Below are 20,564 nucleotides of genomic sequence, written 5' to 3' on the forward strand. Positions count from 1 at the left end.
CTGCTTCTTTAAGCGGCCTTTTTTTATTATTTTTACCCTATTCTATGAGACAAAAAAGGAATTCTATATTTCTATTTTTAACGGTATTGATTTCCTTTGCTTTCATTCTCTCCTGTACGCAAAAGTCAGAACAGAATACTGTTAACAGCGATCAACAGCTGTCATTAAACAAAGAATTTCTTAACCTGCTTCATGATACCACAAGGGTTAATCCATTAGTAGATAGCCTTAGAAGTTTTATTCTTAATAGTGAAACTGAAAAGCAAATGGAGTTAATTTCTGAGTTAGCAGAAACATGGCGACCTCATACTTATAGTATAGCTTCGGAACTATTATCTCAAAGTAAAAAACTAAACAAGTTACATCATCAGGCATCAGCTAATGCCAAATTTGGAATTTACTATGCGCGTAAATATAATTTCGACTCCGCACATTATTTTTTAAATGAAACTGAAAAAATCGCTAATGAAATAAACTCCGATGCTTTAAGAGCCGAAGCCCAATCCTGGCGGGCTGAAATACTCCGAATGAACGGACTCAACGACAGCGTTATTATCGGCCAGGATATGGCCATTATCATGGCAAAAAAAGCCAATGATAAAAAGAGACTAGCCTTCTGTAATATTTCAAAAGGTGAGGCTTTTCGTTTTACAGGACAATCTGATAAAGCAATAGAGTGTTATGAAAATGCTATCGCTTATGCTCAAGAAATTAACGATGTAACAAAAATAACTATTTGCTATAACAGCTTAGGAGAAGTATACCGTATACAAAGTAATTTTCCTGAAGCCCTCAATTATTATAACAAGGCATTGGCATTGGCAAAGCAAATGGGAAATAAAAATCAAATTGCTTTTTGTTTGAGTTGTATGGGGGATATATTTAGTGCACAAAAGGAAATTTCTAAAGCTTTAAAATATTATAACGACTCTTATGAAATTGCAGTTGAATTAGGCGCAAAAGTACAACAGTGTAACATTTTAAGTAGTATGTCATTGGCGTACGATCAGCAAAAGGATTATACTAAAGCATTAGAATACATTGAGAAGTCAAATAAACTGGCCGAAGAAATTGGTTACGTTGATAAATTAGCCTTTGGTTATGTCGCTAAAGGAAATATTTTGGTGAGTAAGGGTAAATACAATGAAGCCATCACTAGCACCAAAATGGCCATTGAAATTACTGAGGAAACCGGAAACACATCTCTATTAACCAAATGTTATAATCAACTCGCACAAATACATATTCTTTTAAAAGAATATAACCAAGCCAAAGAACTAAGTCAGAAGTGTATCAAAATTGCCTATGAAAACGGAATAATTGAGGATATAAAAAACTCAGCAAGTGTTTTATCTGAAGTTTTTAGAGAGCAAGGCAATCATAAAGAAGCTTTTGAAATGCTTAAAACCTTTATCAAAATGCGCGATTCCGTGAATAACGAGGAAAACGTAAAACGTATGGCGGCCATCGAGTATCAGGCAAAGGAAGATGGATTAAAAGCAGAACAAAAAGCTAAAGAACTCTCATTTAAAGCTGAACAAGAAAAGAAAGAAACAGAATTAAAACGACAAAAAACAATTCGCTATGCATTCACGATTGGTTTTATTCTGGTTTTGCTTTTAGTAGGAGTTGTTTATCGCAGTTTACAACAAAACAAAAAACAAAATAAAATCATCGTCGCGCAAAAGCAAGAAGTTGAACATCAAAAAGAGTTGGTTGAAGAAAAAAACAAAGAAATCACTGATAGTATAACCTACGCCAAACGTTTACAGGATGCTATTATGCCCCCTTTGAGAATGGTTAAGCAACATTTTCCGGAAAGTTTTATTTTATATAAACCTAAAGATATTATTGCGGGTGATTTTTATTGGATGGAAGCAATTGATAACAATGTGTTTTTTGCGGCAGCCGATTCAACCGGACACGGCGTTCCCGGAGCATTAGTTTCTGTGGTATGTTCAAATGCACTCAATCGCGCTTTAAAAGAGTTTAAATTAAATGAACCGGGTAAAATATTAGATAAAACACGTGAGCTTGTTTTAGAAACATTCGAAAAAAGCGAAGGTGAAGTAAAAGACGGAATGGATATTTCTTTAATTTGTGTTAATCACACGACAAAGAAAATTTCCTGGAGTGGTGCCAATAATCCACTTTGGTTCATCAATAAAAACGGATTACAGGAAATTAAAGCGACTAAACAACCGATTGGAGAAACAGAAAACCCAATGCCGTTTACTACACATCAATTAGATTACGAGGAAGGAACTATTTTCTACTTAATTACCGACGGTTTTGCTGATCAGTTTGGCGGACCAAAAGGAAAGAAATTCAAGTATAAGCAGCTACAAGAACAGTTTTTACTAAATAAGGATAAAAACCTAAATGAACAGCAAGTTATATTGGATACGTCGTTCGAATCGTGGCGCGGTGAATTAGAACAGGTGGATGATGTGACATTAATCGGATTTAAAATATAATGAGGTTTTTAATTCTTATATTTTTAGTGAGCATTGGTTTTAATTCACTGTTTGCTCAAATACCTGAACATTCTTTCATTGGATATAATGGTGAAAAGGAGATGAATATTTCCGAATACCTGGTAAAATATGAAAAAGAATTGTACGATAAATATCAAGGTAAATGTCCGAATTCCGAATGGTTAAAGGAATATGTAAATAATCTCATCGCTAATGAAATTGCTGATAACAAATGGGGAAGCAATTACACAAATTGGAAAGAGGCAACTGATTACATTAACGAAATTGTTAAGGTAACATTGAAGGAAAAATGGACCCCTAATTGTGTTGCTGTGATAAGCCGAAACCAGGAGGTTAATGCTTATATGATTGAGAATGGAAAAATCTATATTAACGTTGGTTTATTAGCCTTTGTGAACAGTGAAGCGGAATTAGCCAGTATAATCGCACATGAATATGGTCATTATATCAGTGAACATCATTATAAAGATTATATAAATACAAAAAGTGATAAGGAAAGGATTCAATCGGCGAGTCTTATACCTTTTCCCGGCTCTACAAATATTGTTAAAAAAACAACAAAGGAATACTTCCAGCGATCACAAGAAGATGAATCGGAAGCAGATGATATTGCTCTCAAAACAATATTCAGTTCGGAATACAGTTTATTGGGTAATGTTAATGTGTTTAAGGGATTTTTAGAAGAAGAGAATAAATACAAAAAGCAAGTAGGTTATAAGTCAGGGAGATATTATTATACACATCCGCCTACAAAAGAGCGCCTCAAAAAGGCGGAAGCTTATCGAAAAGATAATGAAATTATAAAAAAGAAGGAGTTTATTATAAGCGAACAACGTTTTAAAGCAATAAAGCAAAAAGCGATTGACGAATGTATATATTATCATTTGAGTGAGATGGAATTTTATCCTTCAATGGTGAAGTGCTATAAAGAACTTTTAAGTAAACCTTACGATGAATTCTACCTGTTTTATCTCATTGAATCAATTCGAAGGTATTTACATATTAATCCAGAAAAACAAAATTCAAATTTCATTACCGAGTATTATAAAGTAAGTAGTAAATCTTATGCTAAGGATAAATGGCCTAAATACTATTTGTGTGAAACCAACTGTTCAAATACAAGCGAACTTAATAACATAATTCAATTTCAACACCTGCAATTACTTTTTAATAATGATTCCACTAACTTAAATAAATTGCCGAAAAATCATTTAACCAAGCATGACACGATTGAGTTCATAACAATCAAAGAGGCTTACGACTATTTTCAAGATCAACTTAACAAAGTACAACCTAAACTTTCTGCACTTACAAAATTCTTAAATGGGATGGTTGTTTCAAATGAAACTTTACAACCGCTAAAACCATCGTTTGAAAATTTCAATGAAGTAATTAATTATTACGTTAAACCAAAGGACACAATAACTTTTACCGCAATTCCGTTAAGGATTATCTACGAAAACAATACATTTTCTTTTTTACAAAAAAAGGAGGATGTTACCGATTTTGCTACAACAGTCATGTCCAATTTCACTTCAGATTTTACTTATCCCGGCAGGGTTATTAATCTTTCTGAGCAATCATTAGATAATAAAGTGCCCCTCTTCGATTTAGGTATTAGCATCCAAAGGTTTGGTGCAAAATTTGATGAGCTTGAAAAGGCAGTTAAAAACCCAAGAAGAGAACCGATAGATATTACAAACTCGGTTAATGTTGATTTAATTTCCTTATATCCTGAGTTAAGTCCTTATCTATCAAAAAATCAATTGGAAAAATGTATTTTTTACGATATAGAAGTGGCTCCTGAACATGTTCAAGCTCAAAGCATGGGAATTGGACCAATGATGATTCCTGTTGGGAAACCCAAAAAAATGATTGTGATTAAAGCATTCTATTTTGATTGTGCGAAAAAAGTAATTCATACAAACTACAGAGTTGTTAAGGGTGTTTATGCGGATCAAACTGCAGCAAAAACCTCTGCCTTAATGTCTGATGTAGCAGAACTATTATCAAATAACTAAACTAAATAAACCTATGAAAATCGACATCGTAATTTTATTGTTAGCAGCGTTGGTACCATTAGCTGTTGGAAACATCTGGTATAACCCAAAAATCGGATTTGGAAATGCCTGGTTAAAAGCATCAGAAATGACAGAGGAAAAGGCGAAAAGAGCGAATATGTTGGTTATTTTTGGTTTAACTTATCTCTTTAGTTTTTTTGTCGCGTTTGCATTATGCTCTTTATCTATTCACCAACTAAGTTTAACTTCTCTTTTCTTTTTACAACCCATTGATGATCCTTCCACCGAAATGGGCGCTTTGTATAAATCCGTAATGGATGTTTTAGGAAACAGTTATCGTACTTTTAAACACGGCGCTTTTCATGGAACAATTGCCGGAATAGTTATAGCCCTTCCTGTAATTAGTGTTGGCGCTATGTTCGAACGCCGCGGCTTTAAATATATCGCTATTCATGCGGGATATTGGATTGTGAGTATGGCACTAATGGGAGGAATCGTTTGCGCCTACGCTTAAACAATGTTCGAAATACTGAAAACAAAGGATGGTAGTGATACTGTTTTTAGTAAACAGTATAATGCAACCTATCATTCTATACATGGCGCAGTTCGTGAAAGCAATCATGTGTTTATCGAAAACGGACTCCATGTCGCAATTTCAAAATTCGACTCTGTTTCAATTTTAGAGATTGGATTAGGAACTGCACTTAATCTCTTTTTAACTCTAAAAGAAATTTCAAATAAACCCATTCGTTATACCGCTATCGAAAAGTTTCCATTATCAGAAAATATCTACTCAAACTTAAGTTATGCAAAGGAAGAGGGGTTTATACATTTACATCAATTGCCCTGGAACAAGAAAGTTGAAGTTAAAGACGGTTTTGCCATCGAAAAAATCAATGCAGATTTTTTAGAATTCAAGTCTAACGAAATCTATAATTTAGTCTACCTGGATGCTTTTGCTCCTACTACACAGAATGAACTCTGGCAAGTAGAAGTGCTGCAGAAAATCTTTCATATGATGGCACCACAAGGTATTTTGGTAACTTATTGTGCCAAGGGAGAACTGAAGCGTCATTTAAAATCTGTTGGTTTTATAGTAGAAACCCTTCCCGGACCACCCGGAAAAAGAGAAATGACAAGGGCAATTCGTCCTTAAGCTTTCAACAATTTTTTGTAAATTCAAGCCAATGAAACTATTTAATGTTCGTGTTTACGGGCTACTCCTGGATGAAGGTCGTGTTTTGGTAAGTGATGAACTTATTAAGGGACATAAAATAACCAAATTCCCGGGAGGTGGTCTCGAGTTCGGTGAGGGAACAATTGAATGCGTTATTCGTGAATTCAAGGAAGAACTTAATCTGAATATAGAGGTAGTCGACCATTTTTATACGACCGATTTTTTTGTAGCCTCCGCCTTCAATCCCAATAGTCAGGTAATTAGCATTTATTACCATGTTCGTGCCCTGGAGCCCATAAACGCTAAAATTTCAGAGGAGGCGTTTGATTTCGACCCATTAAAGGAAGAAGATCAGGCGTTTAGATGGCTGAAAGTAGACGAGCTACACCAAAATAATTTTACATTTGCTATAGATAAAAAAGTATCTTCATTGTTAAATAAAAAACTGCACTAAAATGTTACAACGCATACAAACTGTGTTTCTTCTATTGATTACTGTGTTTTCAGTTCTTCAATTATTTGTTCCTTTTCAAACCATCACTACCTACGAAAGCACACTAATGCTTTATTTGTCACCTGCCACTTACAATGCAACTACACAACCAATCATTCACCTTCCGCTAGTGATCTGTTTATTAATTACACTCCTGTCACTCATTACCATTTTTATGTATAAAAAGAGAAGCTTGCAAATGAAATTATGTACGCTGATAGCCCTTCTTTCATTTGCTTTAACAGCCAGTTTATTCTTATTTACATATGCGAAATTGGAAGAGAACCATGAAACCATGATTAGTTATAACATAGCCGCTTTTATTCCTTTAATCAATATCATTTTAGCTTTTATTGCTAAACGTTTTATTAAAAAGGATGATGAGCTTGTTAAAAGTGCTGACAGAATCAGGTGATTAAAAGGTGTACATATTTATTTCTATTCGCAGTTTTCTTTACGCTTACAGGCAGTGCTACACTACCCGATTCGCTCATAAATATCATTGATTTTGAGACCGCAGATAATAAAAACATTCAAATTACAAACGGTAAACGCGAAAACAAATTCAAATTTGCCGACCCAAAATGGCTTTTTATTAATGATGATCAGGCCGATTTTAAATTTGGCAACGAAAATGAAAGTCAATATAAAATAGTTAATAGCCATTCGGGTGTTATTACCATTGGCGAAAAAGACAAAGGGATTTTCGATACCGGTTTTAATGGCATTGCCTGGTACAAATGCTATTTTAAAATTCCACAGCATCAAATTAACAAGGTTTACGGATTAGAAATGGCATTACACGGTGCCATAGAAATTTATTTGGATGGAAAGTTTCAAAAGGCCATTGGAACAATTAGTACAGATGGGAAGACAGTACAGGAGTTAAACGTAACCGATGGCAGTATATATTTCCCAATTAACGATTCATTAGTACATTGTCTCGCTATCCGTTTTGCTTTACCTAATTACGCCCACTATTTAAGTAAGTACGAAGACAATCTGCAGGAGCCGGCTTTTGAATTTTCGGTATCTGATTTAAAAGACGATAGCCAAACATTATTAAGCATCTATTATAGTGTAACAAACATGCTCTCGGCATTTTTCTTTGCGCTCTTTATCATTCATCTTTTAATTTATTTTTTCTATCGCGATCAAAGCTTCAATTTGCTTTATGCGATGTTCTTATTCTTATTATCATTAACTTTTTTAGAAGCCTATATTCTGCGCTTTATTGAAGACTTAAAATTCTATTTATGGTTAGATAGTTTCGATAATGTTATTTTTCCAACGGTTTGTTTCATTTTAGTCACCATCCTAAACAAACTGTTACACGAGAAAAGAACCTGGCACTATATTGCTTTATGTATAGCCTTAGTTTATCATTATGTGGATGTGATTTTTATTCATGAATTTCATAGATTCACCGGTGTTTCTATAATTTTCTATACTTACTTCAATACTTTAGCGCACTCTATAAAAGGTGTTCGCCGCAAAATTGTATCGGCTAAGTTTTTAGGATGGGGTATTCTTGGATTTACACTCTCCTTCATTTTACTGATTTTATCTTCCATCATTATTTCCATGATTTCAGTAGAAGCCAATGGAGAACCCGCTGCATTATTTACCTATGCCTTTTTTATCATATTAGGAATTTTGAGTATCCCACTTTCGATGACAGCTTACTTAGCTTATGATTTTGCGGGTACCACTAAGTCGCTCAAACTTAAATTAATCGAAAATCAGGAATTAAACGCTAAGTCATTACAACAGGAAAAGGAAAAGCAAGAGTTATTAGCGAATCAAAACAGAACACTGGAAATTCAGGTAACAGAAAGAACTAAGGAAATTGCCGAGCAAAATAAAATGCTCGAACATCAGAAAAAAGAAATTACCGATAGCATTACCTATGCTAAACGAATTCAGCAGGCATTATTACCCGAGTTAAGTGAAATAAAAGCAAAATTACCGAACAGCTTTATTCTTTATCTCCCAAAAGATATTGTGAGCGGCGATTTTTACTACTTCCAAACCTTTAGCAGTGGAGCCGAACATCCCGGTCGATTAGAAAACTTTAGCGAATCAGGAACCTATATTGCCGCTGCAGATTGTACCGGACATGGTGTGCCCGGCGCCTTAATGAGTATGATTGTGCATGAGAAAATTGAAGCGGCCACTAAAATATTTAATCAACCTAATCAAATTCTACAAAGTATCAATAAACAAGTAAAAGATGCTTTAAAACAATATCAAAACGAAAACGCCTCACGCGATGGATGCGACATTGCTTTCTTAAAACTTAGTGGGTCGAAACTCTATTATTCCGGTGCTTACCGTCCTTTGTACTTATTCGATAAACAAAACAACTTCAGTGAAATAAAAGCCACTAAAACCGCCATTGCCGGACTCACCCCATATGATCAGGATTTTGAACAGTATGAATTTGATACCAATACTTTAAAAGCAGCCTATGTATTTAGCGATGGATTCGCAGATCAGTTTGGAGGCGAAAAAACCAAAAAACTAACTACCAAAAAATTCAAGGAGCTACTTGCGAAAATCGTTGATTTACCTATCGACGAGCAAAAACAAGAATTAGACCTCTTTTTTAATCAGTGGAAGGGTCATGTAGAGCAAATTGATGATGTTTTAGTGATAGGCATCCGCTTCTAAATTTGTTTTAGTTTTTCTTTAAATTATCCCTTTAAACTTGCTGATTCTTATAATTTTACTATTTTAGCACCTTTCAATTATCCCCGTGTTGAAACTGAAAGGATATCTGCTACTTTTTATTCTGTCTTTACAGGTATTAGTCGGTCAAAACGGTCCGAATGCAAAAGCCGTTTTCACTAAATTTTTCCATGAAGGCGAAGAGCCAGCCGGAAATTTCCCGATTTCCAAATCCAGATTAGTCAAAATCGTAGACTCCTTATTAAACCTTGATCATATCGATTCAAAGGAAATTGAATTGGTTGCCTACTATAACGATTTGTTATCTATTTACGCCGATTCAACAAAAGCTACTCCCATAAAATTATCCGATTTAAATTTTTATGAGGACTTAGATGAGTCGATGATTTTCCCCTTGGTGAGTGATAAAACCATTCCTGAATCGACTACTATTGTTATTGAAAATGATGCTTTGAGTTATTATACCGCTCCCCGCGCCGGTGTCATCACCTCCCTATACGGTTGGCGCGATAAAAAAATGCACAAAGGTATCGATATCGATTTAGTAAAGGGTGATGCAGTTGTAGCGGCATTTGACGGTAAAGTAAGGGTGGCGGCTAAACGCGGAGGTTACGGTAACGTGGTTGTAATCATGCATCCTAACGGTCTCGAAACGGTGTATGCGCATCTTTCTAAATTAAAAGTTAAACCCGGCCAAGTTGTTTTATCAGGACAAATAATAGGCTTAGGTGGTAATACAGGGCACAGTACCGGTTCACATTTACACTTTGAAGTACGCTATAAAAGTGTGGCTTTGAATCCTTCTACATTCATTTCCTTTGATGAACACAAACTTTTATACAATACTATTGTTTTAAATAAATCCAGAGTTGGTGTGAATGCTTATCCGGCAAATGCCACCTTTCATACGGTAGGTAAAGGCGAAAGCTGGTCGGTAATAGCAAAAAAATATGGCGTAACCAGCAAAGAGCTCTGCGCTTTAAATGGCACAAAAAGCCGCTACTATTTAAAAGTGGGACAAAAAATACGGGTAAATTAAATACCTTCGTCCCCATATTTCTATGAAAAAAATCACCTTCGTTTTACTAGCATTCTTGAGTTATGCGGTAAAGTCTCAAACAGTCAATGAACTTTCAGAAAGTTTTTTAAATAAAATGCTTCGCGGCAGTTATGATAGCTGTCGCTCCTACTTTGACGCTTCGGTGCTTGATAAGATTAATCCTCAGATGATACAGTCGATGTGGGAAAAAATCCCGAATTACGTTGGCGAATTTAAATCCTATGAAAATGTAAGAAGCGAAAAGCAAGATACATTAGAAATTGTTTTAATGACCTGTGCTTTCGAAAAGACAAAACTCGATTTAAAATTAGTATACAATACGCCAAAAAAAATCGTTGGTATTTTCTTTCAACCGGTTAAAAGCAAAGCTGTTTACAATGTACCGGAGTATTATCGCGTAGAAAAGCTTTACGAAACAAAACTCGAGCTTAAAACCGGCGATTATAAAATGCCGGGAATGTTATGCGTACCAAATAATACAGAAAATCCTCCTGTAGTGATCTTCGTGCACGGCTCCGGACCAAACGATAAAGACGAAACCCTAGGTCCTAATAAAGTGCTGAAAGACTTAGCCCTTGGATTAGCATCCAATGGTATCGCCAGTTACAGATACGATAAACGCACATTTGCCGAAGCACAAAAAATGTCTTCCTCTCAAGATAAGATTGGATTGGAAGAAGAAGTTATTGAGGACGTATTGAGTGCCGTAAAACTTTTAAGAAATCATCCTACAACAAAGTCTTCTAAAATTTATGTGGCAGGTCATAGTTTGGGTGCCATGTGCGCACCTCTCATCGCAAAGAAAGGAAAAGACATTAGTGGTATAATTATGTTGGCAGGTCCTGCCCGTCCGTTTGAGGATATGCTTTTGGAACAATTTACCTATTTGTTTAATCTGGATAGTATCATTGATGCGGATGAAAAGAAATCATTAAGTGATTTAGAAGCCCAAATAAAAAAAGTAAAAGATCCGAAGCAACTTAAAACAGCAAAAGCATCGGAATTACCGCTCGGACAACCCTCTTACTATTGGCAAAGCATCAAAAAATACAATCAGGTACAAACAGCAAAAGGTGTTAAACAACCGATTTTAGTACTTCAGGGGAAACGCGATTATCAGGTAACTATGACTGATTTTGAAATTTGGAAAAAGGAATTAGAAAATAACCCGAAGAATAAATTTATTTCGTACGAAGGTTTAAACCATTTATTCATCAAGGGCGAAGGGAAATGCACTCCTGCCGAATACCAAGTTTCGGGTAATGTTCAGGAGCAAGTCATAAAAGATATTTGCGATTGGATAAAAGCATTCCAGAAATAACTGATCTAGGTCAATTGAAGAATTATTAGTTGTAATACCTTTACTGTATGAAAAGGTATTTGTTGTTACTTACGGTTATTGCTTTCACATCGTGCGCTCCGGTATACGTACCAAACGCCATCAACACTCCATTATTTACCGAACAGCATGATGCTTCTTTGCAAGGTAGTTTTGGTTTTAACGGTTATGATGTGCAAGCGGCCTACTCTCCACTAAAGCATTTTGGCATCATGGCAAATACCGGTTTCTATAACGTTAACGACGATAGTCATCAGTTTTTTGAAGGAGGTTTAGGTTATTATGGCGACTTCGAAACAAATGGCCGGTATGAAGTTTATGCCGGGTTCGGGAATGGAAATACTATTTTAAATAACAATATTCTTTCAGAAAGAATATCTGCCAGGTATAATCGTGTTTTTATTCAGCCTGCCATTGGAGCAAAAATGAGTGTGTTTGAAGCTTCATTTGCTCCACGAATTTCTGTTGTAAATTTATACGATTTAAAATTGGATAATATTACTAATACACCAACTAATGCCTTGTTTTTTGAACCGGTAGTTACTGCAAAAGTGGGCTATAAATACGGCAAGTTTTTTGTACAATTCGGCGCATCCTTACATTCCAATGATGTTTTATCCATCTATAGTCAGCCTCTTATATTCAACATCGGCTTAAACCTAAGTTTTAGCAAACTGTATTTACAGAAGAAAGGGAGCGAATAAGGCTTTCTATAAAAACACTTGCCGATTCTGCGTTTTTTTATATCTTCGGTAAGTTTTTAAGCAAATGTTTATCCGAAAAATAATTATTCTAGTGTTTTTTAGTCTGTTTATACTTAAAACAGATTCTTTTGCACAAATGAGTTTTTATCAGGATGTATTTAATGGCGGTGTCACTTGCGCGGGCTATTCACCAACTTATTCTCAAACCACACCTGTTACAGGAATTATAACGGTTAATATTGCAGCCGGAAGTACCATTCGCCGTGCGTATTTACTAAGCGGCCGATTAGGAGCAGCACCTGCTACCAACGTTACACTGAATGGAAATGTATTAACACTCAATGGTACCAATATGGTAACACCATCGTTTAATACAATTTATGGTGGCGCATCCGGAGTTCATGCTGTGGATGTTACTGCTATCATTAATCCCGCAGTAAACGTATATAGTTTGGGTTTGCCGGCTCAGGCCAATACTTCTAACCGTTATCAGGATTTCTATTTATATATAGCGTATAATAATGCAGCTATGTTACCTGTTGGTACTGCCATCTTTTTGAATTCGCAAAATGCTGCCAATATCATGAATTGGGGAACTCTCACGCTTAATAATGCCATTAACACTGCGGGTGATGCGATTTATTCTTTCTTTGGTGGTTATGAATGTAGTGCGGCGGATGGCGAAAGAATTACCCTTAATGGTACATTATTAGGAACAGTTGTAGGTGGCGATATTAATTCAGGAGCTTGCGGCGGACCCGTTGGAAGTTTTTACTTTAATAATAATGTTGGAACTGCATTGAGTGATGATAATGTAAATGTAACAGTGAGTAATGCCGAGGCATTGAGTCAGTTTAAAACCTTAACTACAAACGGCGCAACAACGGTAAGTTTATTGCATCAACATGCCGGAGCCGGAAGCGATAATCATCCCTGGGGCGGAATCTTTGCCTATGCAACAACAAGTCCTTTGCCTATTGAGTTTTCCTCTTATTCAGTACAATGTGAAGCCGAAAAAGCAAGATTGGTTTGGTCGACAGCAATTGAGAAAAATAACAATTACTTTACAATAGAAAGATCAGAAAACGGAATAGATTTCATGGAAATTGGAAATGTAAAAGGCGCGGGCAACAGTTATCAAAGCAGGAATTACAGCTATTTGGATAATACCATCGAGTTCGAAAAAAACTATTATTATCGAATTCGTCAAACAGATTATGACGGAAAAAACACAGCATCAAATCCCATTATTTTACAAGCCTGTTACGGAATCAAAAATTATAGGCCTGAAGTTTATCCGAACCCAGCCTCTGAAATTTTAAAAATCAGTTATTCCTATCCTCCCGTAAATTCAAAATACATTCTAAAAACCTCCACCGGTGAAAAAATCATGGAAGGAAACCTGGATAAATATGAAAATGAAATTGAACTTAGAAGTTTAGACAGAGGTTTCTATATTTTAGAAATTGAAAATAACGGTAATTACTATATGCGAAAAATAATTCGCAACTAGCCTTCTATATTACCTGTTTCACTTAAATCCGGCAAAACAAACAAAATTAAAGTTGCAATTACCGGCAACACCAAACTAATTCCGAACCACAACCAAGGATTTCTTCCAACACGTTTTGCAAAAAAATAAGTAAGGATTGGAATACATAAAATGATCATGATTCCCATACTTCCAAACATAATAGCTCCCATGGCGAATTTTTATGTAAAGTTAATTGGAAGAATAATACAGCTTCAAAAATTAACGCTTTTTCAAAAAGAAGTCTTTGATGATTTTACCGCAAGCCACCTCATTTACCCCTTTACTAACCAGTGTTTTAGGGTGCAATAAGGGTTCAGAAAACAAACTATATCCACGCTTAGCATCAGAAGCCCCGTAAACTATTTTGCTGATTTGTGCCCAATTTAAGGCACCGGCACACATCGGACAAGGTTCTAATGTAACATATAAAGTACATTCGTGAAGATATTTACCTCCCAAGGCATTTGTAGCAGCCGTAATAGCCTGCATTTCGGCGTGTGCTGTTACATCATTTAAGCGCTCCGTTAAATTATGCGCCCTGGCAATAATTCGGTTATTCGCCACAATTACAGCCCCTACCGGAACTTCATCAGCATCAAAGGCTTTTTGAGCCTCCTTAAATGCCTCGTTCATAAAGTAATTATCATCAAACATATATGACTTAAAGGTAAAATATTATATTTGTTCCTGTTTAAATAAAATCTCAATAATTATGAAAAAATTAAGTTTTGTACTTCCTCTTACTTTAGGTGCTGTTTTAATGGCGTGTGGCGGTGGCCACGATGCTGAAGAAGCAAAAGAATCTGTTGACTCAGCCTCAGTGGTTGCGGTGGATACAACCCCTGTAACAGTAAATGAAGAAACTAAATTTAAATTCGACTTCGCTATAGCCAATATTCCTTCACCTGTAGGAATGGTTAATGATATTTCAAACTGGGGTGTGCCTTATAACAACACCTTAATGAATGATCCTAAAAAATCAAATACGTATACAGCTGAATTTACTAAAGCAGTAACATTAGGTATTTACAATATCGATATGTCATACGCTATGGTAAACAACCGTGGTGAAGATGTAATGAAGTTAATGAAAACCGTATTAGTACAATCGGATGCTTTAGGTTTAAAAGGTGCGGTTGATCAAATGGTAGGAAAACGCGCTGAACAAAACTTAAGTAATAAAGATTCGTTATTACGTATTTTGGATGAGATTTTTGTAAAAAGCGATTCTTATTTACGTACCAACGAACGTGTTTATACTGCTTCTTCTGTTTTTGCAGGTTCTTGGATTGAAGGTTTATACTTAGCTTGTAAATTAGGTGAAAGCGTTACTGATGCCGCTGCTAAAGCAAACGTTTACAAAACAGTTTGGGATCAACGTTTCTACTTAAACAACTTGATTACTTTAATGGAAGATTATAAAGACAAAAAAGAAGCAGCGGATTTAAACAACAACTTCCGTGAAATTCATAAAGAAATCAATGATATTAAGGATCCAAAGGATATGAATGACGCAAAGTTCAAATCCATCAGTGCTAAAATTTATGCGTTACGCGATAAAGTAACTAAATAACAATTTGATTTTTTAATAAAAGCCTCCTCAAAAGGGAGGCTTTTTTATTTCACTAAATCGCCGTTGGAGCGTAACAATTCTGTTTCTGATTTTTTACAATCGTAAGACGCATTTATCATACGGGTTTGAGCTTCTTCTAAATTACTTTGCGCTTCTTTTGTCTCTAATAAATTGGCTTTACCAATTTTGTATCTTTCCATAGAAACTGACAGCAACTCCTCTGCACCTTTCAGGTTATACAATTCAAGTTCCAAAATTTTCTTATTGGTTAAATAGTTTTGATAATGTATGTAAACCATCGCATCTACTTGTTGCTTATTTAACTCTGTCAAATTTTTTTGATTCAACAAACGAATTTGTCTCTCTTTTACGAGTTTATTGTTCTTGTTACCACTAAACAATAACCATCCGGCACTTAAACCGGCGTTCACACCATTTTGCTGATTTAAGAATAAAAATCCGGCCTGACTTTGATTTCTGATAAAGTTATAGGAAGCATTTAATTGTAGTTGAGGTAAAAAACCGGAGCGTGCCTCTTTAATACTTTGCTCGGCTATCATCTCATTTTGCAATGCCATCAATAAAGAAGAATTATTCTTTAGAGCTGATTTTTTTAATTCATCATAAGCCGGGTTATAATTGGTAGCAATTTCAGTTGTTGTTTTAAAGTCTGCATCTGGTGCTACATTCATTAAAACATTCAAACCTGTTTTTGCGCTTAATAACTGCTGTTCCAATTTCAGTAAATTACTTTTTGCTTTGTTCTCATCAGCTTCCGTGAGTAATAAATCAACTTTTGAATCGGAACCTATGTCTAATTTAAGTTTCGCTATTTTTTTTCTTTCCTCATACACTGCCAGATTTTGTTGTGCCGCTTTCATCAGTTGTTGTATTCGCACCACATCGTAATAAGCATTCACTATTTCATAAACAGTGTTTTCCATTTGTTGCTTTAATTGCAAACTACTCAATTGCTCATTTTGGCTTAAACGCTTTTTAACGGCAAACATTTTCATTCCATCAAACACAACCCAATTCACATTTAAAGAGGCGCCGGTACTATTGGATTGAGCCCCTTGCCTGTCTTGAACCGTTCCGTTACTGAATTCCTGATACGAATTAAGGTTCGCTAAACTTAAATTACCGTTTAAACTTACTTGTGGCGACATACCCGCATTACCAAAATTATTTTGAGCTTTGGTAATTTCGGTTTCGTTACGAGAAATCATCACCGCGTAATTCTTTTCTAAACCTGTTTTAATTGCTTGCTCTACGGTTAAAACATCCTGCGCTTTCAGAAACGTTATTCCGAATAAAGCAATGACTATGTTTATCTTTTTATTCAGCATGTTTCTTCTCCTTTACAAAATATGAATAAACGGATGGAATAACGTACAAGGTTAACACCATCGATAGTAATAAACCACCAATAATTACAATACCCATTCCCATTCTGCTCTTTGCTCCTGCACCTAATGCCATGGCAATTGGCAAAGCTCCTAAAATAGTTGCTAAACTGGTCATTAAAATCGGTCGTAAGCGCGCTGTTGATGCTTCAATTAAAGCTTCTCTAACACCCATCCCTTTTTCTCTGAGTTGATTTGTAAATTCCACAATCAAAATTCCGTTTTTAGTTACTAATCCAATCAGCATAATCATACCAATCTGACTAAAAACATTCAAAGTCTGATTAAAATACCAAAGTGAGAATACAGCTCCGGCTAAAGCGGTCGGAACGGTCAACATGATTATTAAAGGTTGTATAAAGCTCTCGAATTGCGCGGCTAACAACAAGTAAATTAAAACCAATGCTAAAACGAAAGCAAATAAGGTATTTGATGAACTCTCTGCAAAATCACGCGATGAACCGGTTAAGGAAGTTGTAAAGGAGTCATCTAATATTTTTTTAGCAATCTCATTCATAGCGTTTATGCCATCTCCAATAGTTTTACCGGGAGCTAAACCTGCCTGCACAGTTGCCGATTGATAGCGGTTATAATGATACAACTGCGGCGGACTACTTTGCTCACGCATCTTAGTGATGTTATCCAGCTGTATCATTTCACCATTATTATTTTTAATATACAAAGCTGATAAATCTAAAGGGTCGTCTCTGTTTTCTCTGTCTACCTGACCAATAATTTGATATTGCCGGTCATTCATAATAAAATAACCAAAACGTTGTCCGCTTAATGCCAATTGCAGCGTTTGCGCTAAATCAGCTATACTCACACCTAAAGTTTTGGCTTTTTCTCTGTCCACTTCAATAACTAATTCAGGTTTATTAAACTTGAGATTAACATCCACTCCCTGAAACACCGGATGTTTGCCGGCTTCTTCCATGAATTTTGGAAGTATCTCCTGAATCTTAGAAAAATCATTGTTCTGCAAGACAAATTGAACAGGTAAACCACCACGTGGACCACCACCCGATGAGATCGTTTGCTCTTGTATAACAAACACTTTTCCTTCCGGGAACATGGCTATATTCTTGTTAATGTAATTGGCGATATCCTGTTGAGAACGTTTTCGGTCTTTTGCCTCTGTTAAAGCCAAACGAACAAAAGCTGTGTTTACTGCTCCTGAGCCAACAAAGCCCGGTGCGGTAACCGTTAGACAAACGCGTTTCTCAGGTATTGAATCTCCAACGAACTTCGCCATACGATCTACTACAGCATCTGTTGCTTCAAATGAAGTTCCTTCAGGTCCCGTAAAACTTAAACGTAACCAATCACGGTCTTCCAATGGTGATAACTCTGATTGTAATTGTTTTCCGAAAAAGAAAATAGCACCGGTAGAAACAATAATAATAATGAATGCCCACCATCGTTTCGTTAAAAAATTAGTAATTGAATTCTTAAACCCTGTATCCAATGCTGCAAAGAAAGGTTCGCTCCAAATATAAAAACGACTTTTCTTATTATGGTCTTTACGCACCAACTTTGCATTTAGCATGGGTGTTAAGGTTAAGGAAACAAAAGCAGAAATTAGAACAGCACCGGCCAAAACAATCCCGAATTCACGGAATAAACGTCCTACAAATCCTTCCATAAATACAACCGGCATAAATACTGCAGCTAAGGTTAAGGAGGTGGAGATGACCGCAAAATAAATTTCACGTGTACCTTCAATTGCGGCTTGTTGTGGAAGCATACCTTTCTCCAATTTCTTAAAAATATTTTCAGTCACCACAATTCCATCATCAACAACCAAACCTGTCGCTAATACAATAGCTAAAAGCGTTAATACATTAATGGAATACCCCATAATATACATGATAAAGAAAGCCCCAATCAAAGAAACCGGAATATCGATTAAAGGACGAAACGCAATAAGCCAATCACGGAAGAACAAATAAATAATCAGAATCACAAGAAGAATCGCAATCAATAACGTTTCTTGCACTTCTAAAATGGACTTTTTAATGAAGCGTGTATTATCTAAAGCTATATTAATGGTATAATCTTTCGGCAAATCTTGCTTTAAGCGTTCGTAACGTTTATAAAATTCATCGGCAATCTCCACATAATTAGCACCCGGCTGTGGCACCAAAGCTAAACCAATCATTGGTACTCCTGATTCTTTCAATATTGTTTCTTCATTCTCTACACCTAAATCAACATTCGCTACATCTTTTAATCTCACCACTTCATTCGCGTTTTGCTTCACAATCATTTCTTCAAACTGACTAACGGTTACCAACCTGCCGCTTGTTTTGATGGTTAACTCTGTAGAATTACCGGCAACTTTTCCCGTTGGTAACTCTACATTTTCTCTATCCAAAGCTTGTTTAACATCTAAAGCCGTTAATCCGAATGCCGTTAATTTTTTAGGTTCAATGCGAATTCGCATCGCATAACGTTTTTGTCCCCATATTTGAACATTACTTACCCCTGGAATGGTCTGTAAATTTTGTCCGATAACATTCTCTGCATAATCACTTATCTCGGCATGTGTTCGTGTATCACTTTTTAAGGTCATGGAGATGATTGCATCCGAGTTAGCATCTGATTTAGTCACCACCGGTGGCGCATCAATATCTTGGGGTAATTGACGAACCGCTTGAGAAACCTTATCGCGTACATCATTAGCTGCTGCCTCCAGATTAGAACTCAGATTGAACTCTACAGTAATGATGCTTGAACCTTGATTAGATGCACCGGAAATAGTTCTAATACCCTCGATACCGTTAATGGCTTTTTCGAGTGGTTCTGTAATTTGTGACTGAATAACTTCAGCATTGGCTCCTGTATAATTAGTACGAACCGTAATAACAGGAGGATCGATGGAAGGAAACTCACGCACACCCAAAAATGTATATCCAATTGCACCAAACAGCACAATGATAATCGACATAACGGTGGCCAGCACCGGGCGCTTAACACTTAAACCTGCTATATCCATTACTTCTTACCCTGATTTAAAAATTTAAGCTTCGAACCCTTTTTAACTGATAGTAAACCTGTCGTTAAAACCGTATCTCCTACCTGAAGTCCTTCCAGTATTTGTATATTTTCATCCGTTCTAACTCCGGTTACAACTTTAGCCTCATCCGCTTCGCCATTACGTGCAATCATTACTTTTTGTCCTTTAAGAATTGGAATAACGCACTGCGTTGGAATCATTATGCTGTTTTCGGTTTTAATCAAGTCAACATATACTTTTACAAAACTGCCGGGATACAATTCAGTACTACCATTATACATGGCTCGGCAGCGAATCGATTTGGTGACATCATCAATTTTTGGTTCAATCGCGTAAATAGAAGCTTTCATTTTTTCGTTTGAATTATCGCGACTAAACTCTACCTCTAAACCTTTTTTCAAACTATTGCTGTATTTCTCAGGTAATGCAAACTCAATAAATAAAGGTTTTACCTGAACCAGAGAAGCAATGCTTAACGCCGGACTCACATAAGCACCTTCACTGATATTTTTTAATCCGATTCGTCCGCTGAAAGGAGCAGTAATATTCGTTTTTGCAATTTGCGCGTTAATAAAAGCTTGGTCCGCCATTAAAGATGTTACTTCGTTATCCTGAATTTCATACTCCTCCTTACTAACTCCATTCACATCTAAAAGTTTTTTCAGGCGCTCCAGTTTATCCTGAGCTAATTTTATTTGAGCCTTGTTCTTTAATAATTGAGCTTGCAAATCGGCATCATTAATTTTAAGTAAGGAAGTTCCTTTCATTACTTCATCACCTTCCTTAAAATAGATAGCCGTTACCTTACCGGAAACTTCCGGTTTAATTTCAATTTCATTTAGCGCGCCAATTTTTCCGCTACTGTATACTTTATTGCTAAATGAATTAGATTGAGCAATCATGTAATTGACTGCGACAGGCATTTTGGATTTGTCCATACCCTTTGGACCTCCCCCTTTTTCTTCAGGTTTTGAAAGGAAAATAAATTTTATGGCAATGAGAATGCCAAAAAACACAACCACATATAACCATCCGGGAATCTTTTTCAT

At 35.9% G+C, this 20,564-nt stretch carries 17 protein-coding genes; 12 read left to right on the forward strand and 5 right to left on the reverse strand.

Annotated elements, in window-relative coordinates; all coding sequences use genetic code 11:
- Nucleotides 1-44: 44 nt before the first annotated feature.
- The 11 genes from J0L69_08495 (at nt 45) to J0L69_08545 (ending at nt 13,496) form a co-directional block, all read left to right on the forward strand.
- Nucleotides 45-2,477: a tetratricopeptide repeat protein gene (locus tag J0L69_08495; GenBank protein MBN8693222.1), complete on the forward strand. Its 2,433-nt coding sequence runs from the start codon at nt 45-47 to the stop codon at nt 2,475-2,477.
- Nucleotides 2,477-4,519 (forward strand): M48 family metallopeptidase, encoded by a 2,043-nt coding sequence (locus J0L69_08500; protein MBN8693223.1) that lies wholly within the window; start codon nt 2,477-2,479, stop codon nt 4,517-4,519. Before J0L69_08495 ends, J0L69_08500 begins: the two co-directional genes overlap by 1 nt.
- A gap of 13 nt (nt 4,520-4,532) precedes the next feature.
- On the forward strand, nt 4,533-5,033 hold the full coding sequence (locus J0L69_08505; protein MBN8693224.1) for a DUF1761 domain-containing protein: 501 nt from the start codon (nt 4,533-4,535) through the stop codon (nt 5,031-5,033).
- A 3-nt stretch (nt 5,034-5,036) separates the two neighbouring features.
- Nucleotides 5,037-5,675, forward strand: coding sequence for a tRNA (5-methylaminomethyl-2-thiouridine)(34)-methyltransferase MnmD (gene mnmD, locus J0L69_08510; protein ID MBN8693225.1), 639 nt, complete (start codon nt 5,037-5,039; stop codon nt 5,673-5,675).
- A 31-nt stretch (nt 5,676-5,706) separates the two neighbouring features.
- Nucleotides 5,707-6,150, forward strand: a complete 444-nt coding sequence (locus J0L69_08515) for an NUDIX domain-containing protein (GenBank protein ID MBN8693226.1) — start codon at nt 5,707-5,709, stop codon at nt 6,148-6,150.
- A gap of 1 nt (nt 6,151) precedes the next feature.
- Nucleotides 6,152-6,604, forward strand: coding sequence for a DUF4293 domain-containing protein (locus tag J0L69_08520; GenBank protein ID MBN8693227.1), 453 nt, complete (start codon nt 6,152-6,154; stop codon nt 6,602-6,604).
- Nucleotides 6,601-8,862 carry a SpoIIE family protein phosphatase gene (locus tag J0L69_08525; protein ID MBN8693228.1) on the forward strand — a complete coding sequence of 754 codons (2,262 nt, stop codon included), beginning with the start codon at nt 6,601-6,603 and terminating at the stop codon, nt 8,860-8,862. Before J0L69_08520 ends, J0L69_08525 begins: the two co-directional genes overlap by 4 nt.
- A gap of 85 nt (nt 8,863-8,947) precedes the next feature.
- Nucleotides 8,948-9,919, forward strand: coding sequence for a peptidoglycan DD-metalloendopeptidase family protein (locus tag J0L69_08530; protein ID MBN8693229.1), 972 nt, complete (start codon nt 8,948-8,950; stop codon nt 9,917-9,919).
- 22 nt (nt 9,920-9,941) lie between these two features.
- A complete protein-coding gene (locus J0L69_08535) occupies nt 9,942-11,261 on the forward strand; it encodes a DUF3887 domain-containing protein (GenBank protein ID MBN8693230.1) in 1,320 nt (439 codons plus the stop codon).
- Between the two features lie 47 nt (nt 11,262-11,308).
- Nucleotides 11,309-11,983, forward strand: a complete 675-nt coding sequence (locus tag J0L69_08540) for a hypothetical protein (GenBank protein ID MBN8693231.1) — start codon at nt 11,309-11,311, stop codon at nt 11,981-11,983.
- A 136-nt stretch (nt 11,984-12,119) separates the two neighbouring features.
- Complete coding sequence (locus J0L69_08545; protein ID MBN8693232.1) at nt 12,120-13,496, forward strand: T9SS type A sorting domain-containing protein; 1,377 nt, start codon at nt 12,120-12,122, stop codon at nt 13,494-13,496.
- On the opposite strand, the gene J0L69_08550 is transcribed toward J0L69_08545, so the two are convergent.
- Together J0L69_08550 and J0L69_08555 are read right to left on the reverse strand one after the other, a co-directional pair.
- Nucleotides 13,493-13,687, reverse strand: a complete 195-nt coding sequence (locus tag J0L69_08550; GenBank protein ID MBN8693233.1) for a hypothetical protein — start codon at nt 13,685-13,687, stop codon at nt 13,493-13,495. The two genes, J0L69_08545 and J0L69_08550, sit on opposite strands and share 4 nt — an antisense overlap.
- Before the next feature lie 49 nt (nt 13,688-13,736).
- Nucleotides 13,737-14,171, reverse strand: coding sequence for a nucleoside deaminase (locus J0L69_08555; GenBank protein MBN8693234.1), 435 nt, complete (start codon nt 14,169-14,171; stop codon nt 13,737-13,739).
- 58 nt (nt 14,172-14,229) lie between these two features.
- Here J0L69_08555 and J0L69_08560 point away from each other — a divergent pair, with 58 nt between their 5' ends.
- The gene (locus J0L69_08560; GenBank protein MBN8693235.1) at nt 14,230-15,090 is read left to right on the forward strand and encodes a hypothetical protein; all 861 of its coding nucleotides are present in this window, start codon (nt 14,230-14,232) and stop codon (nt 15,088-15,090) included.
- 44 nt (nt 15,091-15,134) lie between these two features.
- Here the strand turns inward: J0L69_08560 and J0L69_08565 are convergent, their stop codons facing one another.
- The 3 genes from J0L69_08565 to J0L69_08575 are packed head-to-tail and all read right to left on the reverse strand — an operon-like array spanning nt 15,135 to nt 20,564.
- Nucleotides 15,135-16,439 carry a TolC family protein gene (locus tag J0L69_08565; GenBank protein ID MBN8693236.1) on the reverse strand — a complete coding sequence of 435 codons (1,305 nt, stop codon included), beginning with the start codon at nt 16,437-16,439 and terminating at the stop codon, nt 15,135-15,137.
- Entirely contained in the window at nt 16,429-19,494 is a 3,066-nt protein-coding gene (locus J0L69_08570) for an efflux RND transporter permease subunit (GenBank protein MBN8693237.1), read from the reverse strand. The genes J0L69_08565 and J0L69_08570 overlap by 11 nt, the downstream gene beginning before the upstream one ends.
- Nucleotides 19,494-20,564, reverse strand: a complete 1,071-nt coding sequence (locus J0L69_08575; protein MBN8693238.1) for an efflux RND transporter periplasmic adaptor subunit — start codon at nt 20,562-20,564, stop codon at nt 19,494-19,496. Before J0L69_08575 ends, J0L69_08570 begins: the two co-directional genes overlap by 1 nt.

The organism is Bacteroidota bacterium (assembly GCA_017303905.1).
Taxonomy (GTDB): Bacteria; Bacteroidota; Bacteroidia; order B-17B0; family Aurantibacillaceae; genus JAHEYG01.

Excerpts from the sequence above, each read along its gene's own strand:
- J0L69_08515 (MBN8693226.1), top strand. The coding sequence starts at position 5,707 with ATGAAACTATTTAATGTTCGTGTTTACGGGCTACTCCTGGATGAAGGT.
- J0L69_08555 (MBN8693234.1), bottom strand. The coding sequence starts at position 14,171 with ATGTTTGATGATAATTACTTTATGAACGAGGCATTTAAGGAGGCTCAA.
- J0L69_08540 (MBN8693231.1), top strand. The coding sequence starts at position 11,309 with ATGAAAAGGTATTTGTTGTTACTTACGGTTATTGCTTTCACATCGTGC.
- J0L69_08500 (MBN8693223.1), top strand. The coding sequence starts at position 2,477 with ATGAGGTTTTTAATTCTTATATTTTTAGTGAGCATTGGTTTTAATTCA.
- J0L69_08505 (MBN8693224.1), top strand. The coding sequence starts at position 4,533 with ATGAAAATCGACATCGTAATTTTATTGTTAGCAGCGTTGGTACCATTA.
- mnmD (MBN8693225.1), top strand. The coding sequence starts at position 5,037 with ATGTTCGAAATACTGAAAACAAAGGATGGTAGTGATACTGTTTTTAGT.
- J0L69_08560 (MBN8693235.1), top strand. The coding sequence starts at position 14,230 with ATGAAAAAATTAAGTTTTGTACTTCCTCTTACTTTAGGTGCTGTTTTA.
- J0L69_08535 (MBN8693230.1), top strand. The coding sequence starts at position 9,942 with ATGAAAAAAATCACCTTCGTTTTACTAGCATTCTTGAGTTATGCGGTA.
- J0L69_08570 (MBN8693237.1), bottom strand. The coding sequence starts at position 19,494 with ATGGATATAGCAGGTTTAAGTGTTAAGCGCCCGGTGCTGGCCACCGTT.
- J0L69_08550 (MBN8693233.1), bottom strand. The coding sequence starts at position 13,687 with ATGGGAGCTATTATGTTTGGAAGTATGGGAATCATGATCATTTTATGT.
- J0L69_08565 (MBN8693236.1), bottom strand. The coding sequence starts at position 16,439 with ATGCTGAATAAAAAGATAAACATAGTCATTGCTTTATTCGGAATAACG.
- J0L69_08575 (MBN8693238.1), bottom strand. The coding sequence starts at position 20,564 with ATGAAAAAGATTCCCGGATGGTTATATGTGGTTGTGTTTTTTGGCATT.
- J0L69_08520 (MBN8693227.1), top strand. The coding sequence starts at position 6,152 with ATGTTACAACGCATACAAACTGTGTTTCTTCTATTGATTACTGTGTTT.
- J0L69_08495 (MBN8693222.1), top strand. The coding sequence starts at position 45 with ATGAGACAAAAAAGGAATTCTATATTTCTATTTTTAACGGTATTGATT.
- J0L69_08545 (MBN8693232.1), top strand. The coding sequence starts at position 12,120 with ATGAGTTTTTATCAGGATGTATTTAATGGCGGTGTCACTTGCGCGGGC.